Origin of the sequence: Croceitalea sp. MTPC6 (assembly GCF_036985525.1) — a bacterium.
Lineage (GTDB): Bacteria > Bacteroidota > Bacteroidia > Flavobacteriales > Flavobacteriaceae > Croceitalea.
The window spans coordinates 43093-62193 of sequence record NZ_BTGR01000013.1 but is presented as its reverse complement, the minus strand read 5'-3'; the positions used below and the strand labels follow the sequence as shown (position 1 = coordinate 62193).

Genomic DNA, 19101 nt, shown 5'->3' with positions numbered 1-19101 from the left:
CAAAGATACATTTTCAAAAGGAAGTACACCTTATTTTGAGCCTAACACATGTTTAAGATCAGAAATCTGATTCTCCCAAAGCATTTTAGCTTCCTCCAATTCATCTTCTTCTGCGAAATCTGAAATAAACAAGGAAACATCTTTGGTTATTTCATCCACGATAATCCGCATTTCAAAATAGGTATCGTCATCGCTTTCCTCCCACGCAAATTTGGCAAACTCATCGCTTTTCTTTTTCAATAGTTTTGCTACTTCCTCAGCACCGTCCCAAATAAAGGTGAAAAGTTCTCCCCTAGAATTTACATTGTCCGCAAACCACTCAGATAGACCTGATGGTGTAGAAATATATTGGTAAAGCATTTGAGGTGAAGACTGAATCACAAACTCAATTTCAAATTTTACTTTATCACCCATGCTATTTGTTATTTTCTTTAGATTGATTTATAATTCGGTAATATAAAAAAATATATCAAATAATAAATTAATTCTGAATTTTGATTCCGCAAAAAATTAGATTTATATTTGCAGCCGCTTAAAACCAATTACGGCGAGGTAGCTCAGGCGGTTAGAGCGCAGGATTCATAACCCTGAGGTCGGGGGTTCAAGTCCCCCTCTCGCTACAATGATAGAAGGCTCTCAAGAAATTGGGAGCCTTACTATTTGTCCTAGGCACAATATAGGTACAACATTTAAATGGTGCTTTTTCTCATCATTTTAAATGGACTCATTTATCTCATATTGACTAATGATTGCTATAAATAGTGGAGCTTCAATACATCTTGGTTTCACAAAAATTTTAAAGAATAGGTCGCCTTTTCCCTTGTGACTTTAATGAAAGAGCCTATTATTTCCTTTTATTGCTTATGTAATAACATTCTCAATCCTTTTGCTCATGTTGTAAAATCAATTTATTCAGTTCTTTAAGATTGATTGGTTTGACCAAGTAGTTCGAAATTTCTTTAATTGCTTGAGCTTTTTTTAAATCCACTGGGTCGATTGAAGATGAAATCATATAAATCGTTATACGTTTTTTCAATTTGGATTTTAGTTGCGCAAAATTCTCCATGAATTCAAACCCATCCATAATGGGCATATTGATATCTAAAAAAATAACATCGGGCAGGTTGGTTTCGTCCTTAATATTTTCTATCATAAAATCTGCTGCTTCCTTACCATTCTTAAAAAAGAGCACCTTTTTTTCAATTTTCAGGCTTTTCAAGTTTATGCGCATCCCAAATTGAAAGATGTCGTCGTCATCAATTACCCATATAGTCAAAGTTTTATGCATATACTTGGTTTAAATCTTAATGAGAATGTTTATATACCTTGTGTTGTAGATCATATTTCAATATTGGTGTTCCGTTTTTCTTTCTCCATGATTATAGCTATTAAATACCTTACCTTCAACACTCTTAAGTTAGATTTCACTTAAATAAGTACTTAACTCAAAAAAGTCAGACGCCTAAAAAAGCGTCTGACTCCCAAACGAACTAAACTTACCTGAAATATTTTAATCACTCTCGAACTTGTCCATCTCAGTAGACATATATTTGTTGCTATAAGCTCATATTTCCTTCACCTATTACCAGTACTTTCATTTTGTGTGGTCTTAGGTTAGCTTATTTTTAAACAAAAAGGAAACAATCCTCAGACTTCTTTACCTCACCATAATATGTTTTACGGTATTCGTGAATTGTCTTTATAGGTAAGCCGGCAAAATATTTTTTTATGTAGGTAACATTTGTGGTCAACATCCCCATTCTTTTGCTATAGTACTTTTTTGTTTTTGTCTGTCTTTTAACGTGTAATAATTTCATCTATACATTTTATATCATTAATAACATAAGATAATAGTGTCCAATGTCAAGTAAGGGATGTTAAGTTTGTGTTACCTCTTTTTAATCAAAAAACAACCAGTCCTAAAATCACCATGTTAAACCTTCGTATGGAAAGGTGTACAATATTATTCTGAATGCTCCTCAATATACTGTTGACTGTACTCTGCCTTCTTAATTGTTTCACGCTTTTGTTCAGATTGCTTTGTAAAGTGCATACGCTCTCTGATTTCCCCAAGAACGTTCGTCCTCTTGTACTTACGCTTATACCGCTTTAAGGCTCTATCAATATTTTCGTCTTCTTTTACTTTAATCTTTAGCATTTTCTTTCTTTTTTGTTTTATAAATAAGCTCTTAAAACCTCGCTTCGAGACTTATGCCTAAGTAATCGCACCCCTTTTTCCTTAATTTGTCTCACCCGTTCTCTTGTTAAATCGAAAATTTCACCAATTTCATGTAAGCTGAGAGAAGTCTTTTCTCCGATTCCAAAATATAGACGAACTACATTTTTTTCATTGTTGGGAAGTGTTTCCAAAGCTTGTTCTATATCTTCCAAAAGTGATTCCTTCATGACCTCTCTGTCCGGGTTCACGGGCTCATTAGTTTTGGTTACGCTATATAGATTGGAAGATTCACCCTCCGTTAGTGGGGCATCCATAGATAAATGTTTACCGGAGTTTTTCATGGTACTCTTCACTCTATCAACACTTACATCCAATTCGTTGGCAATTTCTTGGGCACTTGGAGGGCGTTCGTATTTCTGTTCCAGTGTAGAATATACCTTGTATATTTTACTAATGGTCTGTATTTTATTCTGTGGTAACCTGACCATTCTGGATTGTTGCGCTATTGCTTGTAAAATAGATTGCCGTATCCACCATACCGCATAGGAAATAAACTTAAACCCCCTAGTCTCATCAAAGCGTTTGGCCGCCTTTACCAATCCCAGATTACCTTCATTGATCAAGTCGGACAGTCGTAATCCCCTACCTTGATATTGCTTTGCGGCAGAAACCACAAAACGAAGATTTGCATTCACCAACTTGTTTAAGGCAAGTTCATCACCTTTCTTTATTCTCTTTGCCAATTCTACTTCTTCGTCAGCCGTAATCATATCTATCTTGGATATCTCTTGAAAATATTTTTCCAATGACTTCGAATCCCTATTTGTAATCTGTTTTGTAATCTTCAATTGACGCATAAAAACTTTTTTCTTTATTACAACGTACAGGTTTTTATCAGAAATCCAAATAAACAGCCCTATTTCTTGAATTTGTTTACAAATTGTAATGATATGAAGCGAAATTTTGCTTTAAAAAGCTCAATTACATATACTTAACAAAATTTTAACAGGTATTTAACGGAGAAACGAAGTTTTATGTGTTAAGCTGTTGTATGGGAATTATAAAAGATAAAAAGAAATTTAAACGAACGGTTAAACAATCAGATTCAACTAATCCTACGGGCAACCCAAATATTGATAATGATACTTTCAATATTACGAGTGAAACCATAAGGAAACAAAAAAGCAAAAAATGATGAATACCATAATAGTTTCGGTCGATTTCACCAAAGAATCAAAGGAGAGGGCCTCATTCGCCCTAGATATGGCGAAAAGATTTAATTCTAAAATTATTTTTGCCCATGCACATAATGTCATTTTTCAAAAAACTGCTATTGGTACTCCATCACCATTATCAAATTCAGGAGGGATAAATAGACTTACCCAACAAATGTTGAAGGAACAGGAGCTCACAAAATTTGTCAATAATCTAAATACCTCAGTTGTTATTGAAAATTATGTTGGTGTTGGTTCAATGGAGAATGTACTAAGTGACTTAATTGATAAAGAAGACGCTGACTTAGTGGTAATTGGGACTTCAGAAGAGTCATCAATTGAAAGATTATTGTTGGGAAATACCAATGAGAAAATCAGTAGGAAAGTTACTTGCTCCGTTCTCATTTTACCTGACAAGGCAAAAAAAATTAGTTTGGACGATGTAAGTCTGGCCTTGGACGCTAAATGGTTTGAAAATGATGTTCAAATGGATATTTTATTTAATTTTCTGAGGGTCTACGGTTCTGAACTGAAGATTTTGCATGTAGCTAAAGATGATAAACAGCTATTGAAAGAAAAACAGGTGCTTGAACATCATGGGACATATTTGAATAGGCTAAAAAACTATTCATTCCACACGGTTCATGACGATAACGCAAAAAATGGGATTATTAATTTTTTACAAAAACAGTCTTCTGATTTGCTGGCAATCGTCTATCGAGGGCATGGTTTTTTCAAACGGATATTTGACCCTGGGGTCCGAAAACAGATAATCTCAGACATAGAAATGCCTTTACTTATTTTAAAGTAAGGACTCATACTGTCAATAATCAAAAAAATATTGCCCCAATAAACTAGTAATCAAAAAAATACATGAACGAAAAGAAGGAAATAAATAAAATTAGAAGAATAATTGAACAAAACAAAGTCGGAATGATGGCGACCAATCTTGGTAAAACACCTTACAATGTTTTCCCTATGGGAACCCAACAGGTAGACCAGAAAGGAAATTTATGGTTTTTTTCAAATATGATGAGTAACCATTTTGAGGATATTCAAAAAGATAGTACTGTTCAAATCACCTATTCCAATGAAAATAAACAAGAATATTTAAGTATTGTCGGGGATGCCAAACCAATAATGAATACAGAAAAAGTAAACGAGCTTTGGACACCCATGCTGAATGCGTGGTTCAATGGCAAATCTGACCCTAATTTAGTGCTATTGAATGTCATAATTGAGCAGGCAAAACATTGGGATTTAGAAACAAATCAAATGGTTGTGATTTATAACAATTCAAAAACAAAAATTGCATTGGAAGATTCTAAAAATATTGTTCTACAAGGGATAAAGTAGAAAAACTACGGCATTACAGTAAATGTGTAAAACCTCAAAAATAAAATGATTCGCCAATGTTTAGAAACCCTTGATAAATTTTCAAAATAACCAATTGAATATTAACACTTTATTAATTATTTAAAAATAAAAATACCAACTCTCTCAACATAAAGTTAAACATGCCTATAAGGACTTTTAAACTCTATAAAGTAAGTAATTTCGCCGCCTGAAAATTTTGTTGTATGGATTGTTTGGAACTTAATCCGGCTAACGATTTCGCTAAATGGGAGCCTTCCTTTATCAAAGAGTTGCGTTTACTGGAATTTAAAGAGACCTTAGGGAGCATGCTGTTATTTGAAGATGATTCCATTAAACTATGGAACTTAAAGTTAGAGAAGGGAGAACGCATGCCTTTTTTAAAGCACAATAAAGATTATTCGTGGATATCTGAAACTGATGCTTTACTAAAAAGCAGGTTTGGAAATGGAAAAATAGCTCTTATTAGGGTAGAAAAAGGAGATACTAAGTATCATGAAAACTTTGGAAAGAGCCGTATAAATGATTTGGAGAATGTTGGAGAAACTCCGGTAATATTCAAAGTCTTGGAATATAAAGATAGATTCCATGATATGCATCCTATGTTCAACTAATCTGGTTAAAATGCAGTATCTATAATTTGCTTCACTACCTCTGGATTTAACAACGTTGATGTATCACCTAAATTGGAAGTCTCCTTTGAGGCAATCTTTCTAAGAATTCGTCGCATAATTTTCCCACTTCGTGTTTTTGGAAGTCCGGGTACAAACTGAATCTTATCCAATTTGGCAATTGGGCCAATGTGCTCAGTAATAACTTGGTTAATTTCTTTCTTAAGGTTTTCTCTGTCCCTAGACTCACCTGTTTCTTTTAAAATCACATAGCCATATAGGGCATTTCCTTTAATATCGTGCGGGAAACCAACAATCGCAGATTCTGCAACAGCAGGATGCTCATTAATAGCGTCTTCAATAGGTGCCGTCCCTAGATTATGACCAGAAACAATGATTACATCATCTACCCTGCCAGTTATACGGTAATATCCCACCTCATCACGCAATGCACCATCACCTGTGAAATATTTACCTTCAAAAGCTGAGAAATAAGTATCCTTATAACGCTTATGGTCTCCCCAAATAGTTCTGGCTATTGAAGGCCAAGGAAATTTTATACACAAACGCCCGTCTACTTGGTTTCCAAAAATCTCTTTGCCATTTTCATCCATCAATGCAGGTTGTATTCCTGGCATAGGCAAGGTCGCATACGTTGGTTTTGTTGGTGTTGCAAACGGGATAGGGGAAATAAGTATCCCACCTGTCTCAGTTTGCCACCACGTATCTACAATTGGGCATTTTTTGTCACCTACATGATCATTGTACCAGTGCCAAGCCTCCTCATTTATAGGCTCCCCAACTGTTCCCAAAACTTTAAGGCTGGAAAGGTCATGTTCTGTAACAAAATCCAGGTTTTCTTTAGCCAACGCTCTTATTGCGGTTGGGGCCGTATAGAATTGTGTCACTTTGTGCTTTTGTACCACGTCCCAAAAACGTCCAAAATCTGGGTACGATGGTACTCCTTCGAACATTACGGTAGTTGCTCCATTGGCCAAAGGTCCGTAGACAATGTAAGAATGTCCCGTAATCCAACCAATATCAGCCGTACACCAGTACACATCCTCTTCTTTATACTGGAATACATTTTTAAAAGTATAAGCCGCATAAACCATATACCCAGCAGTAGTATGCAACATGCCTTTGGGTCGTCCTGTAGAGCCTGAAGTATATAAAATAAACAATGGGTCTTCAGCTTCCATAATTTCTGGCTCGCAATCTTCTGAAGCTTCATTCAATAAAGGCATTAACCAATGGTCACGACCTTCTTGCATTTTGATGTCTGAATTGATACGTTTTGCAACCAAAACAGTTTCAATACCAGGAGAATCTTCCAAAGCATCATCTACAATCCCTTTTAAATCAATGGTTTTTGCACCACGGTAACTACCGTCTGAAGTAATTACCATTTTTGCCTCGCAATCATTTATTCTAGTGCTCAAGGCTGTAGCAGAAAAACCAGCAAAGACGACAGAATGTACCGCTCCTATTCTAGCACATGCTAAAACCGAAATGGCCAATTCTGGAATCATAGGTAAATAAATAACTACCCTATCTCCTTTTTTGATGCCTTGCGATTTTAAAACATTGGCAAACTGGCAGACTTTACCATGCAATTGCCTATAGGTTATATGTTGTGCTTCTTCCTCTGGATTATTGGGTTCAAAAAGAATCGCCGTTTTATCTCCACGAATGTGTAAATGCCTATCAATACAGTTTTCAGTGATGTTTAGCTGCGCACCATCAAACCATTTAATTTCAGGCTTGGTAAAATCGTATTCCAAAACAGAATTCCATTTTTTGCGCCACATAAAATGCTCCTCAGCTATTTCTTCCCAAAAAGCCTCAGGATTACGTACCGATTTACGATAAACTTGAAAATATTCTTCTAAATGTTTGATATGGTAGTTGCTCATAATGTTGTGAAATGCTTAATTATGAAAAGTAAAAGATTATCTCATAAGCAACAAATAAAAATCCGTTTCGTTTTAAAATTATTATGTGGTCCGGAATATCAAATTTTTTAATTGTACTATTTTTTATAGGGTTTATATATGGATGTAACTCAGATGATTCTAGCAGAATGGTAGACTCTGCCCCGGAGAAAGAAGCTACTTCAAGAAATTTTAGAATGGGATTTACTACTTGGCCTTATGCACCAACTCTAGAGGCTGTAACAAGTACCAATATGTTTCTTAGTTCCAATGGTGATATTTACTCAGAGCATATTGATTCTAATATTCCTTGGAATTCATGGATTAATAGTGCTGAATTACCAAATTCTTTCACCGAAATGGTTTCAAATAGGGCTATTCGTAGATCTCCTGAAAATATAATGACTTTGTCGATTAGTTTATTGAATCTTAATCGGAGTGACTTAATGCCAGATTTTGATGGTGAAATTCCTAGCTATAACTCCCTAAACGATGAAATTATAGCTAATGCTTACTATAAGCATGTAAATTATCTGTTAGAACAATTGACTCCAAATTATTTGGTCATAGCCGTTGAAGTTGATGGTTTGTTGAAAAATGCTCCTGAGAAATGGGAAGCCTATAAATCATTAATGTCAAATGTTAAAAGTAGAATTAAGACTGAGTATCCTACACTCCCAATTTCGGAATCTGTAATGCTACACGGTTTTTATCAACCGGATTTTGGTGAATCAGGAGCTGTAATCTCAGAAATAAGCTCCTATGTTAATACAATGGATTTTGCTGCAATAAGTTTCTATCCTTTTTTAAAAGGATTAAGTGATAAATCTGAGTTTCAAGCTGCGTTAGATTTTTTACATGCAAACATTAACAAACCAATTGCTTTTGCTGAAACTGGTCATTTATCGGAAGATCTCGCTATTTCGAGTTTTGATTTATCCATTACAGGAACTCAAGCTGAGCAAAATGAATATTTAGAATCGCTATTAATGAATGCGCAGGAAGAAAACTATGAATACATTATTTGGTGGACTCATCGGGATTATAATCTACTTTGGGAGACTTTCCCAGAAGACTTAAAAGATTTAGGAGAGCTTTGGATAAGCAATGGTATTATAAACGAAGATGGTATTGAGAAGTTAGCTAAACAGAGCTGGGGTGAAACTTTCTCCAAACAATTTAGTGATTAACCGCATCACCTGCACCACTTGGTATTCTAATATTTTCCACAATTTGCTGCACTTCTGCGGGCGGCGGTGCTGTAAATCTTGAAACTACCAGGGAAATAGTAAAATTCATTAGCATCCCTACCGTTCCAAAACCTTCTGGAGAAATCCCAAGCCACCAATCTGCTTCTGTACTAGTTTCTGGATTACCAATCCACCCTAGCTTAAATCGAGCGATATAGTAGCTGGTAATTGCCAATCCTGCTATCATTCCAGTGATTGCCCCTTCCCTATTCATTCGCTTGCTAAAAATGCCCATAACAATAGCAGGGAAAAAAGATGAAGCTGCCAATCCAAATGCTAAAGCGACTACTGATGCCACAAATCCTGGTGGATTTATTCCAAAATATCCAGCAACCACAACAGCAAATAAAGAAGAAACCCTTGCAATCAATAATTCCTTTTTATCAGAAATATTGGGAGCAAACTGTTTTTTAATCAAATCATGGGAAATAGAAGTTGATATTACCAATAATAATCCGGCAGCTGTTGACAATGCTGCAGCTAAACCGCCAGCAGCAACTAGAGCGATAATCCAATTGGGTAATCCTGCAATTTCTGGATTTGCCAAAACCGTAATATCCCTATCTACATATAACTCGTTTCGTGTAGCACTTGAGTTAGAAATCAAACGTTGACCAACAGCTCCTCTAGCTTCAGAAAACATGGGCTTTTTACCTTCAATCGCTGAACCTGGTAAATATTGAATTTTTCCATCGCCATTTTTATCGGTCCATGCGATAAGTCCTGTATCTTCCCATTTCGTAAACCAATCAGGAATTTCTTTATAAGGAGTGTCTTGAACGGTTTCCATCAGGTTAGTTCGTGCAAAAACCGCAATTGCTGGTGCTGTAGTATAAAGGATTGCAATAAATAATAAGGCGTACCCAGCAGATTTGCGAGCATCCTTAACTTTAGGGACAGTAAAAAATCGAATGATAACATGAGGAAGACCAGCTGTTCCCAACATTAAGGCAGCCGTTATAAAAAAGATATCCGTAGTAGATTTGGTACCGTCTGTATATGCAGTAAAACCAAGGTCGGTCATTAATCCGTCCAACTTATCCAAAAGATACACTCCGTCACTTCCCGCGGAGCCCATCCCCAGCTGAGGCACAGGATTACCTGTAGCCATGATGGAAATAAAAATCGCAGGAACCATAAAGGCGAATATCAATACACAATACTGAGCTACTTGGGTATAGGTAATACCCTTCATTCCACCTAAAAAAGCATAAAACAATACCACAGCCATTCCAATATATACTCCAGTATTTACCTCAACATCTAAAAACCTAGAGAAAACAACGCCTACGCCTCTCATTTGTCCAGCCACATAGGTAAAAGACACAAATAGTGCTGCTACTACCGCAACTGTACGGGCAACATTGGAATAATAGCGGTCACCTATAAAATCTGGTACAGTAAACTTTCCAAATTTTCTAAGATATGGCGCTAGCAAAAGGGCCAATAAGACATAGCCTCCTGTCCACCCCATCAAATAAACAGAACCATCATAACCTGAAAAGGCGATAATACCCGCCATCCCTAAAAATGAAGCAGCGGACATCCAATCCGCTGCAGTTGCCAAACCATTAGCCAAAGGCGAAACACCTCCGTCAGCAACGTAAAATTCTTTTGTAGAACTGGCCCTAGACCAAATGGCAATACCTATGTACAATGCAAATGTGAGCCCAACAATAATAAACGTCCAAGTCTGAATTCCCATATATTATTCGTTTACTCCGTATTTTTTATCCAACTTGTTCATCAATTTTACATAAACAAAAATGAGTATTACGAAAACATAAATAGAACCTTGTTGTGCAAACCAAAAACCCAGTTTAAAACCTCCCAAACGAATAGTATTTAACTCATCAACTAGAAGAATACCAAATCCATAGGAAACCAAAAACCAAATAATCAGAAGAAGAGCGAGATATTTTAAGTTTTCTCGCCAATATTTTTTACGTTGGATTGAATCCATAATGATTGGTTATTTCTTGAAATATATGAAATACGAATCAAAAGTATTTTTAAAAAGGTGATTTTCTAGTGGATGGAACTTAAATATCGAGACACATTTTGACCAATTCTTTCCTGAATATTGGAGACATCAGCTTTTACAAAAGATTCTCCCATAATACTTTCATAGAGTTCAATGTAGCGTTCTGAAACAGATTCGATGTACTCATTGCTCATTTCTGGAACCGTTTGATCTTCCAGGCCTTGAAAACCATTAGAAATCAACCATTGACGAACAAACTCTTTAGAAAGTTGTTTTTGGGCTTCTCCCCTTTCTTGTCGCTGCTCATAACCATCTGCATAAAAATACCGGGAAGAATCAGGAGTATGAATTTCATCAATCAAAACAATCTCACCATCAATTGTCTTCCCAAACTCGTATTTAGTATCTACCAATATCAAACCTCTTTTTGCTGCTAGTTCTGTACCCCTTTGAAACAAGGCATGAGTATATTTTTCCAACACATCATAATCTTCTTTAGAAACAATTCCCTTTTTCAAAATATCTGCCTTAGAAATATCCTCGTCGTGGTCTCCTTTTTCTGCTTTAGTGGCTGGTGTAATTATTGGTTTAGGGAATTTATCGTTCTCCTTCATTCCCTCAGGCATTGGTTCTCCACAAAGAAGTCTTTTGCCTAATTTGTACTGCCTTGCCGCATGACCAGACAAATAACCTCTTATCACCATTTCTACTTTAAAAGGTTCGCAAGCTTTACCAACAGCAACATTGGGATCGGGGGTAGCTAAAAGCCAATTTGGAACAATATCTTCAGTGGCCTGCATCATTTTCGTAGCAATCTGATTCAAAATCTGACCCTTAAACGGAATCCCTTTAGGCATAACCACATCAAAAGCGGAGAGGCGATCTGTAGCTACCATAACTAAGATGTCATTTTCCAAGGTATAGACTTCTCTTACTTTTCCTTTGTAAACAGATTTTTGGCCTGCAAAATGGAAATTGGTATCCATTATCGTATTTGACATGCTTACTAGTTTTGGTGCTCAATATTTTTGTAGGCGTCTATAACTTTCTTAACCAATTTATGGCGAATTACGTCTTTATCGTCTAAATAGATAATGCTAATACCTTCAGTATTCTTTAAAATTAAGAGTGCTTCTTTAAGGCCGGAAATTACACGACGTGGTAAATCTATCTGTCCTGGATCTCCTGTTAATAAAAACTTGGCATTTTTACCCATACGGGTCAAAAACATTTTCATTTGAGCATGAGTGGTATTCTGCGCTTCGTCCAGAATTACAAATGCATTGTCCAAAGTACGGCCACGCATAAAAGCCATAGGTGCTATTTGTATGGTACCATCCTCAATATATTTCTCCAATTTCTCGGGGGCAATCATATCACGAAGTGCATCGTACAATGGTTGCATATAAGGATCTAGCTTTTCTTTTAAATCCCCAGGAAGAAAACCTAAATTTTCACCAGCTTCAACTGCTGGTCTGGTTAAAATGATACGTCTTACCTGCTTCTCTTTTAAGGCCTTAACTGCTAAAGCAACACCGGTATAGGTTTTACCGGTACCCGCAGGTCCAATAGCAAAAACCATATCGTCCTTTTTGCATGCATCTACCATCCTACGCTGATTTGCTGTCTGGGCTTTAATTAACCTTCCACTAACTCCGTGTACTAGAACCTCCCCACTTGATTTAGATGAACTTTCTTGCTCTCCATTGCTGGTAAGTACTCGTTCTATGGCATTTTCATCAAGTTTATTGTATTTGGCAAAATGAGCAGTGAGCATGTCAAAACGCTTATCAAACTCTTCCAAAAGTTCTTCATCACCAAATACCTTAATCTTGCTCCCGCGGGCCACAATCTTAAGCTTGGGAAAATACTTTTTCAGTAATTCAATGTTTTCATTCTGCTGCCCAAAAAATTCTCTAGGGCTAATTTCGGTGAGTTCTAATATAAGTTCGTTCAAAGAAATTTTACTATTTAAAGGTTTGTGGGGTTTAGGAAAAACTTGTTCTTCCTTTTTGCTTAATTTTACATCTTAAACTTACCCACAAACATAATTAAAAAAGGCTTTTCAGGAGCAAAAAACATATCAACAGTACTGCATGGCAATCATAACATTAACAACAGATTTTGGATATAAAGACCATTTTGTTGCCGCCATAAAAGGAAATATCTTAAAAGAAGTGCCTAATGCTACCATTGTTGATATTTCGCATGCTATTTCTCCCTTGGACACATTAGAATGTGCTTATGTTCTTAAAAACGCTTACCATCATTTTCCGAAAGATTCCATTCATATTATCGGCATGGATTCAGAAGAATCTGTGGAAAACGAACATATAGCTGTTTTTGCTAACGGTCATTACTTTATTGGAGCCAATAATGGTGTGATTTCTTTAATTGTTAAAGATTTAAAACCAGAGCAAGTGACCCAAATTTCTATTCCCAATACAGAAATAAATTCATTCCCTGTATTGGAAGTATTTACAAAAGTAGCCTGCCACTTGGCAAGAGGGGGCAAACTTGGTGTTGTTAGTAATTCTTTTAGCAGTTTAAAAGAGATAAAGGTTCTTGAGCCAAGAGTAACAAATGAAGGGAAAACTATTATTGGAAACGTTATTTATATTGATAACTATGGGAATGTGGTCACTAACATCACAAAAACATTGTTTGAGGCTTATAGAAATGGAAGGCCTTTTGAAATTATAGCGAGAAGACAAAAGATTACAGCTATTTATAATAGTTATAACGATATTGTGAACTATAATCTGCCAAAAAATCAACGTAAAGGCCCGAGTGATTTACTTGCTATTTTTAATTCATCGGGGAATATAGAACTGGCAATCTATAAAAGTGACCTTAACTCTGTAGGTGGTGCCTCTACCCTACTTGGGCTTACTAACGATGCCATGATAACAATAAACTTTTTATAAATGTTGGTCCGTATTGTAAAATTGACCTTTAAAAAGGAAAATATTTCTAGTTTTGAAAAATTATTTGAGCAAACCAAACAAGAAATAAGAAATTTTGATGGTTGTAACTTTCTTGAAATATACCAAGAACTGGAAAAACCAAATGTATTTTTCACCTACAGTTATTGGGAAAATGAAGAGGTATTGGATGAATACAGGAATTCGGATTTTTTTAAATCAGTTTGGTCCAAAACAAAAATTTTATTCGATGCCAAACCTGAGGCATGGAGTGTTCATAAAAGAGCTTCTTTGAGTTAATAAATTATGCTAGCAATTTTTAAAAAGGAAATTCAATCTTTTTTTACATCTCCAATTGGATATTTGATTATAGGGTTATTCCTAATCTTAAATGCACTGTTTCTTTGGGTGTTTAAAGGTCAGTTTAACATTTTTGATTATGGCTTTTCAGATTTGAGCAACTTCTTCTTATTGACTCCATGGGTATTTCTTTTTCTAATTCCTGCTATAACCATGAAGAGTTTTTCTGAGGAGCGTAAGCTAGGAACGCTTGAATTGTTATTGATAAAACCTATTTCTGTTTTAAAAGTTGTCATGGGCAAATTCTGGGGTGCATTTATCTTATGTATACTTTCTGTTATACCAACCATAGTTTATGTTTATACAATTTCTAAACTAGGGCTAATAGAAAGTAATTATGATTTGGGTATTGTTCTGGGGTCCTATTTTGGTCTATTGTTTTTAATTGCCACCTATACCAGTACTGGTCTTTTTGCTTCTACATTGTCCGACAATCAAATCATTTCTTTCATTCTATCTATAGCACTTTGTTTTTTAATTTTCTTTGGATTTGAAGCAATGGCAACCCTGTTCTCTGATGGAACGGCTAAAGAAATAGTTAAATCCTTGGGGGCAAAATATCATTTTGAAAGTATCGCTGTTGGAATTTTGGACACACGTAATATAGTGTACTTTGTATCACTAACCTTCTTCTTTACTTATCTCAGCGTAATCCGATTAAAAAACATAACCAAATGAAAAAGAACAGTCTCGCTTCCTTTTTCAAAGGTTTTGTCCTTTTGGTATTGGTAAATGTATTGGCAAGCTATGTTTATAAGCGATTTGATTTAACCGAGGATAACCGATATACCCTATCCAATGAGGCTATAAAAAGTGCTTCACAATTTGATTCTCCTGTTATAATTGATGTCCTTTTAGAAGGTAGCCTACCTGCCGAGTTTGCAAAACTGAAATCCGAAACCATACTGTTATTAGAGCAATTTGCAACAAAAAATAATAACATCAAGTTTGATTTAGTTAATCCACTTGAAGGAAATGCCCCTAGGGAACAAACAATTGCAGAGCTACAACAAATCGGATTAACCCCTGCTAATGTCACTATAGAAGAAAATGGGAAAGTCTCACAAGAGCTTGTGTTCCCATGGGCCATGGTGAACTATAATAATAAAACAGTAAAAGTTTCTTTGTTAAAAAATAAACTTGGGGCTTCATCCGAAGACCGTATAAATACTTCCGTTCAACAATTGGAGTATGCATTTGCGGATGCTTTTACCAAATTGGGAATTAAAGAAAAAAAGAAAGTTGCCATTCTTAAAGGCAATGGCGAGTTAGATGACATTTATCTTGCAGATTATTTGAGTACCATCCGTGAATACTACAATATTGGAGCAATAACCCTGGATTCTGTTGAAAGTAATCCTCAAAAAGTGTTTGACCAGCTAAAAACTTTTGATTTAGCACTAATTGCTAAACCTACCGAAGCTTTCACAGAAGAAGAAAAGTATATTTTAGATCAGTATATGGTTAATGGTGGTAAATCAATTTGGTTGATTGACCAAGTAGCCATGGAATTGGATAGCCTTTTTAATGAAAATGGGACTTCAATAGCACTGCCAAGGCAACTTAAGCTGGATGATCTATTTTTTAAATATGGAATTCGAGTAAACCCTGTTTTGGTAAATGACCTTTACAATACTCCAATAGTCTTGGCAACCGGAGAAGCTAATGAATCTCAATATAATCCGTTACCATGGGTTTATCATCCAATGGTTTTTTCAAAAAATAATCATCCCATCAATAAAAATATTGAAGCCTCTAGATTTCAATTCACTAGCGTAATTGACACATTACCCAATACATATAAGAAAACTGTTCTACTTCAAACCTCACCTTTATCAAAACTAGAAGGCACTCCAAAACCCATTAGTTTAAACATTTTAAGGAAACAATCAGATAAAGAGATGTACGTTGGGAAAGGTGATTTACCGTTAGCCGTTTTAATTGAAGGCAAGTTTATTTCTGCTTATGCAAATAGAATAAAACCATTAAAACTAACTGGCAGTCTTGATAAGGGAAATCAAAATCAATTATTGGTTATTGCGGATGGTGATGTTATCAAAAACCAATTACAAAATGGTAGACCATTACCCCTTGGTTATGATAAGTGGACCAATAACACTTATGGGAACAAAGAGTTTCTGGTAAACAGCATTAATTATTTATTGGATGATGACGGACTTATAAACATTCGTAACAAGAAAGTTTCTATCCCATTGTTGGATGTTCAAAAAATTATAGACCAAAAATTGAAGTGGCAGCTTATAAACATTGGTGTTCCAGTAATTTTCACAGTCATTATAGGGCTACTTTTCAATTATAACAGAAAAAGAAAGTTTACTGCTTAAGTGTTGATAAAATAGTTTTTGAAGCAAGTACTTTTAAAATATCTTTGCTTTCATAGGTTTTAATAGTATGAACTTCAGATTTCTGTTAAAACAATATATCGTTTACTAAAATTCTTTTGATGAAATTTATTGTATCAAGTACATATTTGTTAAAACAACTTCAAGTATTGGGAGGTGTAATCAATAGCAGTAATACTTTGCCAATTTTGGATAATTTCCTTTTTGATTTGAATAAAACAAAGCTTACGGTCTCAGCTTCAGATTTGGAAACCACGATGAGTTCAGTACTGAATGTTGATTCAGATTCGGAAGGTACAATAGCCGTTCCTGCACGTTTGTTATTGGATACATTAAAAACATTTCCCGAACAGCCATTGACCTTTGTTGTTGAGGATAACAATACAGTAGAAATAAGCTCAAACCACGGTAAATACGCTTTAGCTTATGCTGATGGCGCAGAATTCCCAAAAGCAGTGGAATTATCCAATCCAAGTTCAACTACTCTTTTAGGTGATATTTTGGCTACAGCAATAAACAAAACAATTTTTGCCGCCGGGAATGACGATTTACGTCCTGTGATGAGTGGAGTTTTCTTTCAGTTCTCACCAGAGAATTTGACTTTTGTTGCAACAGATGCACACAAATTGGTGAAGTACCAGCGAAGTGATGTTGAGGCTTCAGAAGTTGCTGAATTTATAATGCCAAAAAAACCGTTGAATCTTCTCAAAGGTATTTTAGCAGGCTCGGAATCTGATGTTAAAATTGAATACAACGAAAGTAATGCCAAGTTCACTTTTGATGATACTGAATTGATTTGTCGCTTAATTGATGGGAAATATCCTAATTATGAGGCAGTGATTCCTAAAGAGAATCCAAATCAATTATCAATTTCTAGAAATCAGTTTTTGAGCTCAGTTCGCAGAGTATCAATTTTCTCAAACAAAACAACTCATCAAATTCGTCTTAAAATAGCTGGTGCTGAACTTAACATTTCAGCGGAAGATGTAGATTATAGCAATAAGGCTGAGGAGCGGTTATCGTGCGCTTATCAAGGTGATGACATGCAGATTGGTTTTAACTCACGTTTCTTGGTAGAAATGCTCAATAATCTATCTTCAGATGAAGTTTCTTTAGAAATGAGCCTTCCAAATCGAGCGGGTATATTAACCCCGGCAGATGGGCTTGATGAGGGTGAAAATGTTACTATGCTTGTTATGCCTGTAATGTTAAACAGTTAAATTAAATCAACCTTAAATACCAAAAAAGCTAGAGAAATTTCTCTAGCTTTTTTTTATTATATAAACTTTATAGTCAAAAAGTAAGAAGGAGGTTCTCCATTCGCAGCTTTTACCGCGTTAACAATAGGTAAAATAAATCCTATTATTCCAACTCCGATTAAAGTTAATATTCCCAGCCCAAATAATAAGATGGCTGGAATACTAAGAACAATATAGAGCAACATGCTTAATTGCAAATTGATTATGGATTTACCGTGTTCATCCATGCCTTTTATAGAGTTACGGGATGTAAGCCAAATAATTAATGGCACTATAAATCCTCCAAAACCAGTAATATAGTGCAATAGCTGCGTTAGATGCGTTATTGCCAGAACTGTGTTGTCTTTTCTTAAAACTTGCTGATTAACTAATTCCATAGTGATTGTTTTTTGATGATGTATTATATCAGTAGCAATTTTTTCAGAAATGTTACAATAAGACAGTTGTCATAAGAAAATATTATCAATGATTTTCAAAATTGGCATGAACGATAAAAAATATTTTTAATTTATAATGTATTGAATATCAGTTCTTTTTACAAGAAAAGATTGCGTTTTTAAATCTTATTGGTAATATAATTTACCATCTGCCTATTTTTTTAACACTTTGTCTAAAAAACAAGTCATAAAAGTTAAAATACTAGAAATTTGTTAAGTAAATCCTAAACAAATAATAATGAAAAAAATTTATCTTTTGGCTTTAGCCGTCACTGTATCCTTCGTCAGCTGTGAAAGCGAAGAACTATCTTCATCCGATGAAACAATTGATTCTTCTCTTCAGAATTCCTTAGAAAATGAATTAACGACCGAATCAGAAAATAGCATTGTAGAAGAAGAGTTGGAAATAGAAGAATTCGAGACAATTCAAAACGAATTTTTTAATGAAATTCAGGACTTAGATTTGAGTCAATTGGATAATCTCAATTTAGACGTAGTTGACCTACGTAATGAAGAACAATCAGGCAAGGGAGCATTAAGCAAGGGGAAATATCGTCATCGTCCGCGTATTACTTCATTATGTTTGATAAAAGATGCTGATAGGTGTCCATTTGAAGATCGCCAACCTGCATCTAATATGTGGTGGCCTGAAGAGGAAGAAGATTATTTTAATCCCTCTACTTACTTTTCATCTACAAGGTATTACAGGATGATTTTTGTCACATTTAGCAACGGTACGGCTCTAATAAGGGGTGTCACCACAATGAATGATGGCAATTGTAAGGTTTACGTTAATGTTTGGTTAAAAGACAAGCAAAACTATGACGAATTTAGTGCTAATGGAGGAGAGTTCAAACTTGAGCCAGGTTGTGCTTCACAAGCTGCCAATCCAGAAGAGTTAAAGTATTACGAAATAGATTCTAAATATAGTTGGTTGTATTCTTTTGGTAGCGACTGTGTAGGACAGGGATGTTTTGGACTTGAGCAGCGAGGTGAAAATTTAAGAGGTCAGTTAGGGCCAAACGGTGCTGCATTTGATTCTAACATCGGAGCTCATGGATTCAGTAACTGGGGATGGATTACTGATAGACATACTGGTGAGCGTCTTTGGGTTATGGATTTCGACTTTAGACTTAGATGTTGCCCAAGATATCACTAGAGGAAAGATTTTTGATTCCTGTAAAGGAATAAAGAATCTATAGAAATTAGAAA

Annotated in this window: 21 protein-coding genes and 1 tRNA gene; 11 read left to right on the top strand and 11 right to left on the bottom strand. The window is 35.3% G+C overall.

Annotated elements, in window-relative coordinates; genetic code table 11:
- Nucleotides 1-30 precede the first annotated feature (30 nt).
- Entirely contained in the window at nucleotides 31-414 is a 384-nt protein-coding gene (locus AACP56_RS17090; protein WP_339334826.1) for an START-like domain-containing protein, read from the bottom strand.
- A 132-nt stretch (nucleotides 415-546) separates the two neighbouring features.
- On the opposite strand from AACP56_RS17090, the gene AACP56_RS17085 reads away from it, so the two are divergent.
- Nucleotides 547-620: transfer RNA gene (locus AACP56_RS17085), tRNA-Met, on the top strand.
- A gap of 257 nt (nucleotides 621-877) precedes the next feature.
- Here the strand turns inward: AACP56_RS17085 and AACP56_RS17080 are convergent.
- The 4 genes from AACP56_RS17080 to AACP56_RS17065 all read right to left on the bottom strand — a co-directional run bounded on the left by AACP56_RS17080 (nucleotide 878) and on the right by AACP56_RS17065 (nucleotide 3036).
- A complete protein-coding gene (locus tag AACP56_RS17080) occupies nucleotides 878-1288 on the bottom strand; it encodes a response regulator (protein ID WP_339334828.1) in 411 nt (136 codons plus the stop codon).
- Nucleotides 1289-1625: 337 nt separating this feature from the next.
- Entirely contained in the window at nucleotides 1626-1817 is a 192-nt protein-coding gene (locus AACP56_RS17075) for a hypothetical protein (RefSeq protein WP_339334830.1), read from the bottom strand.
- 146 nt (nucleotides 1818-1963) lie between these two features.
- The gene (gene rpsU, locus AACP56_RS17070; RefSeq protein ID WP_339334831.1) at nucleotides 1964-2158 is read right to left on the bottom strand and encodes a 30S ribosomal protein S21; all 195 of its coding nucleotides are present in this window, start codon (nucleotides 2156-2158) and stop codon (nucleotides 1964-1966) included.
- Nucleotides 2159-2175: 17 nt separating this feature from the next.
- Complete coding sequence (locus AACP56_RS17065; RefSeq protein WP_339334833.1) at nucleotides 2176-3036, bottom strand: sigma-70 family RNA polymerase sigma factor; 861 nt, start codon at nucleotides 3034-3036, stop codon at nucleotides 2176-2178.
- A 334-nt stretch (nucleotides 3037-3370) separates the two neighbouring features.
- Between AACP56_RS17065 and AACP56_RS17060 the strand changes: the two genes are divergently transcribed.
- From AACP56_RS17060 to AACP56_RS17050, 3 genes are all read left to right on the top strand, one after another.
- Nucleotides 3371-4204: a universal stress protein gene (locus tag AACP56_RS17060; RefSeq protein ID WP_339334835.1), complete on the top strand. Its 834-nt coding sequence runs from the start codon at nucleotides 3371-3373 to the stop codon at nucleotides 4202-4204.
- A gap of 62 nt (nucleotides 4205-4266) precedes the next feature.
- Nucleotides 4267-4749 (top strand): pyridoxamine 5'-phosphate oxidase family protein, encoded by a 483-nt coding sequence (locus AACP56_RS17055; RefSeq protein ID WP_339334838.1) that lies wholly within the window; start codon nucleotides 4267-4269, stop codon nucleotides 4747-4749.
- 224 nt (nucleotides 4750-4973) lie between these two features.
- Complete coding sequence (locus tag AACP56_RS17050; RefSeq protein ID WP_339334840.1) at nucleotides 4974-5381, top strand: hypothetical protein; 408 nt, start codon at nucleotides 4974-4976, stop codon at nucleotides 5379-5381.
- 5 nt (nucleotides 5382-5386) lie between these two features.
- On the opposite strand, the gene acs is transcribed toward AACP56_RS17050, so the two are convergent.
- Entirely contained in the window at nucleotides 5387-7294 is a 1908-nt protein-coding gene (acs, locus tag AACP56_RS17045; protein ID WP_339334842.1) for an acetate--CoA ligase, read from the bottom strand.
- Nucleotides 7295-7377: 83 nt separating this feature from the next.
- Here acs and AACP56_RS17040 point away from each other — a divergent pair, with 83 nt between their 5' ends.
- On the top strand, nucleotides 7378-8502 hold the full coding sequence (locus tag AACP56_RS17040; RefSeq protein ID WP_339334844.1) for a hypothetical protein: 1125 nt from the start codon (nucleotides 7378-7380) through the stop codon (nucleotides 8500-8502).
- On the opposite strand, the gene AACP56_RS17035 is transcribed toward AACP56_RS17040, so the two are convergent.
- From AACP56_RS17035 to AACP56_RS17020, 4 genes are all read right to left on the bottom strand, one after another.
- Nucleotides 8492-10267 (bottom strand): sodium:solute symporter family protein, encoded by a 1776-nt coding sequence (locus AACP56_RS17035; RefSeq protein WP_339334846.1) that lies wholly within the window; start codon nucleotides 10265-10267, stop codon nucleotides 8492-8494. The genes AACP56_RS17040 and AACP56_RS17035 overlap by 11 nt on opposite strands.
- Nucleotides 10268-10270: 3 nt before the next feature.
- Entirely contained in the window at nucleotides 10271-10525 is a 255-nt protein-coding gene (locus tag AACP56_RS17030; RefSeq protein WP_339334848.1) for a DUF4212 domain-containing protein, read from the bottom strand.
- Between the two features lie 65 nt (nucleotides 10526-10590).
- Nucleotides 10591-11547 carry a phosphoribosylaminoimidazolesuccinocarboxamide synthase gene (locus AACP56_RS17025; RefSeq protein WP_339334850.1) on the bottom strand — a complete coding sequence of 319 codons (957 nt, stop codon included), beginning with the start codon at nucleotides 11545-11547 and terminating at the stop codon, nucleotides 10591-10593.
- A gap of 5 nt (nucleotides 11548-11552) precedes the next feature.
- Entirely contained in the window at nucleotides 11553-12503 is a 951-nt protein-coding gene (locus AACP56_RS17020; protein ID WP_339334852.1) for a PhoH family protein, read from the bottom strand.
- 139 nt (nucleotides 12504-12642) lie between these two features.
- On the opposite strand from AACP56_RS17020, the gene AACP56_RS17015 reads away from it, so the two are divergent.
- The 5 genes from AACP56_RS17015 (at nucleotide 12643) to dnaN (ending at nucleotide 17413) form a co-directional block, all read left to right on the top strand.
- Nucleotides 12643-13473 carry an SAM hydrolase/SAM-dependent halogenase family protein gene (locus AACP56_RS17015; protein WP_339334854.1) on the top strand — a complete coding sequence of 277 codons (831 nt, stop codon included), beginning with the start codon at nucleotides 12643-12645 and terminating at the stop codon, nucleotides 13471-13473.
- Nucleotides 13474-13770 carry a putative quinol monooxygenase gene (locus AACP56_RS17010; protein ID WP_339334856.1) on the top strand — a complete coding sequence of 99 codons (297 nt, stop codon included), beginning with the start codon at nucleotides 13474-13476 and terminating at the stop codon, nucleotides 13768-13770.
- 6 nt (nucleotides 13771-13776) lie between these two features.
- Entirely contained in the window at nucleotides 13777-14508 is a 732-nt protein-coding gene (gldF, locus tag AACP56_RS17005; RefSeq protein WP_339334858.1) for a gliding motility-associated ABC transporter permease subunit GldF, read from the top strand.
- Complete coding sequence (gldG, locus tag AACP56_RS17000) at nucleotides 14505-16175, top strand: gliding motility-associated ABC transporter substrate-binding protein GldG (protein WP_339334860.1); 1671 nt, start codon at nucleotides 14505-14507, stop codon at nucleotides 16173-16175. Before gldF ends, gldG begins: the two co-directional genes overlap by 4 nt.
- 119 nt (nucleotides 16176-16294) lie before the next feature.
- Nucleotides 16295-17413, top strand: a complete 1119-nt coding sequence (dnaN, locus tag AACP56_RS16995; protein WP_339334862.1) for a DNA polymerase III subunit beta — start codon at nucleotides 16295-16297, stop codon at nucleotides 17411-17413.
- 56 nt (nucleotides 17414-17469) lie between these two features.
- Here dnaN and AACP56_RS16990 read toward each other — a convergent pair whose 3' ends face one another.
- Nucleotides 17470-17829 carry a DUF4870 domain-containing protein gene (locus AACP56_RS16990; protein WP_339334864.1) on the bottom strand — a complete coding sequence of 120 codons (360 nt, stop codon included), beginning with the start codon at nucleotides 17827-17829 and terminating at the stop codon, nucleotides 17470-17472.
- A 298-nt stretch (nucleotides 17830-18127) separates the two neighbouring features.
- On the opposite strand from AACP56_RS16990, the gene AACP56_RS16985 reads away from it, so the two are divergent.
- On the top strand, nucleotides 18128-19048 hold the full coding sequence (locus tag AACP56_RS16985; RefSeq protein ID WP_339334866.1) for a hypothetical protein: 921 nt from the start codon (nucleotides 18128-18130) through the stop codon (nucleotides 19046-19048).
- The last annotated feature ends 53 nt before the right edge of the window (nucleotides 19049-19101 follow it).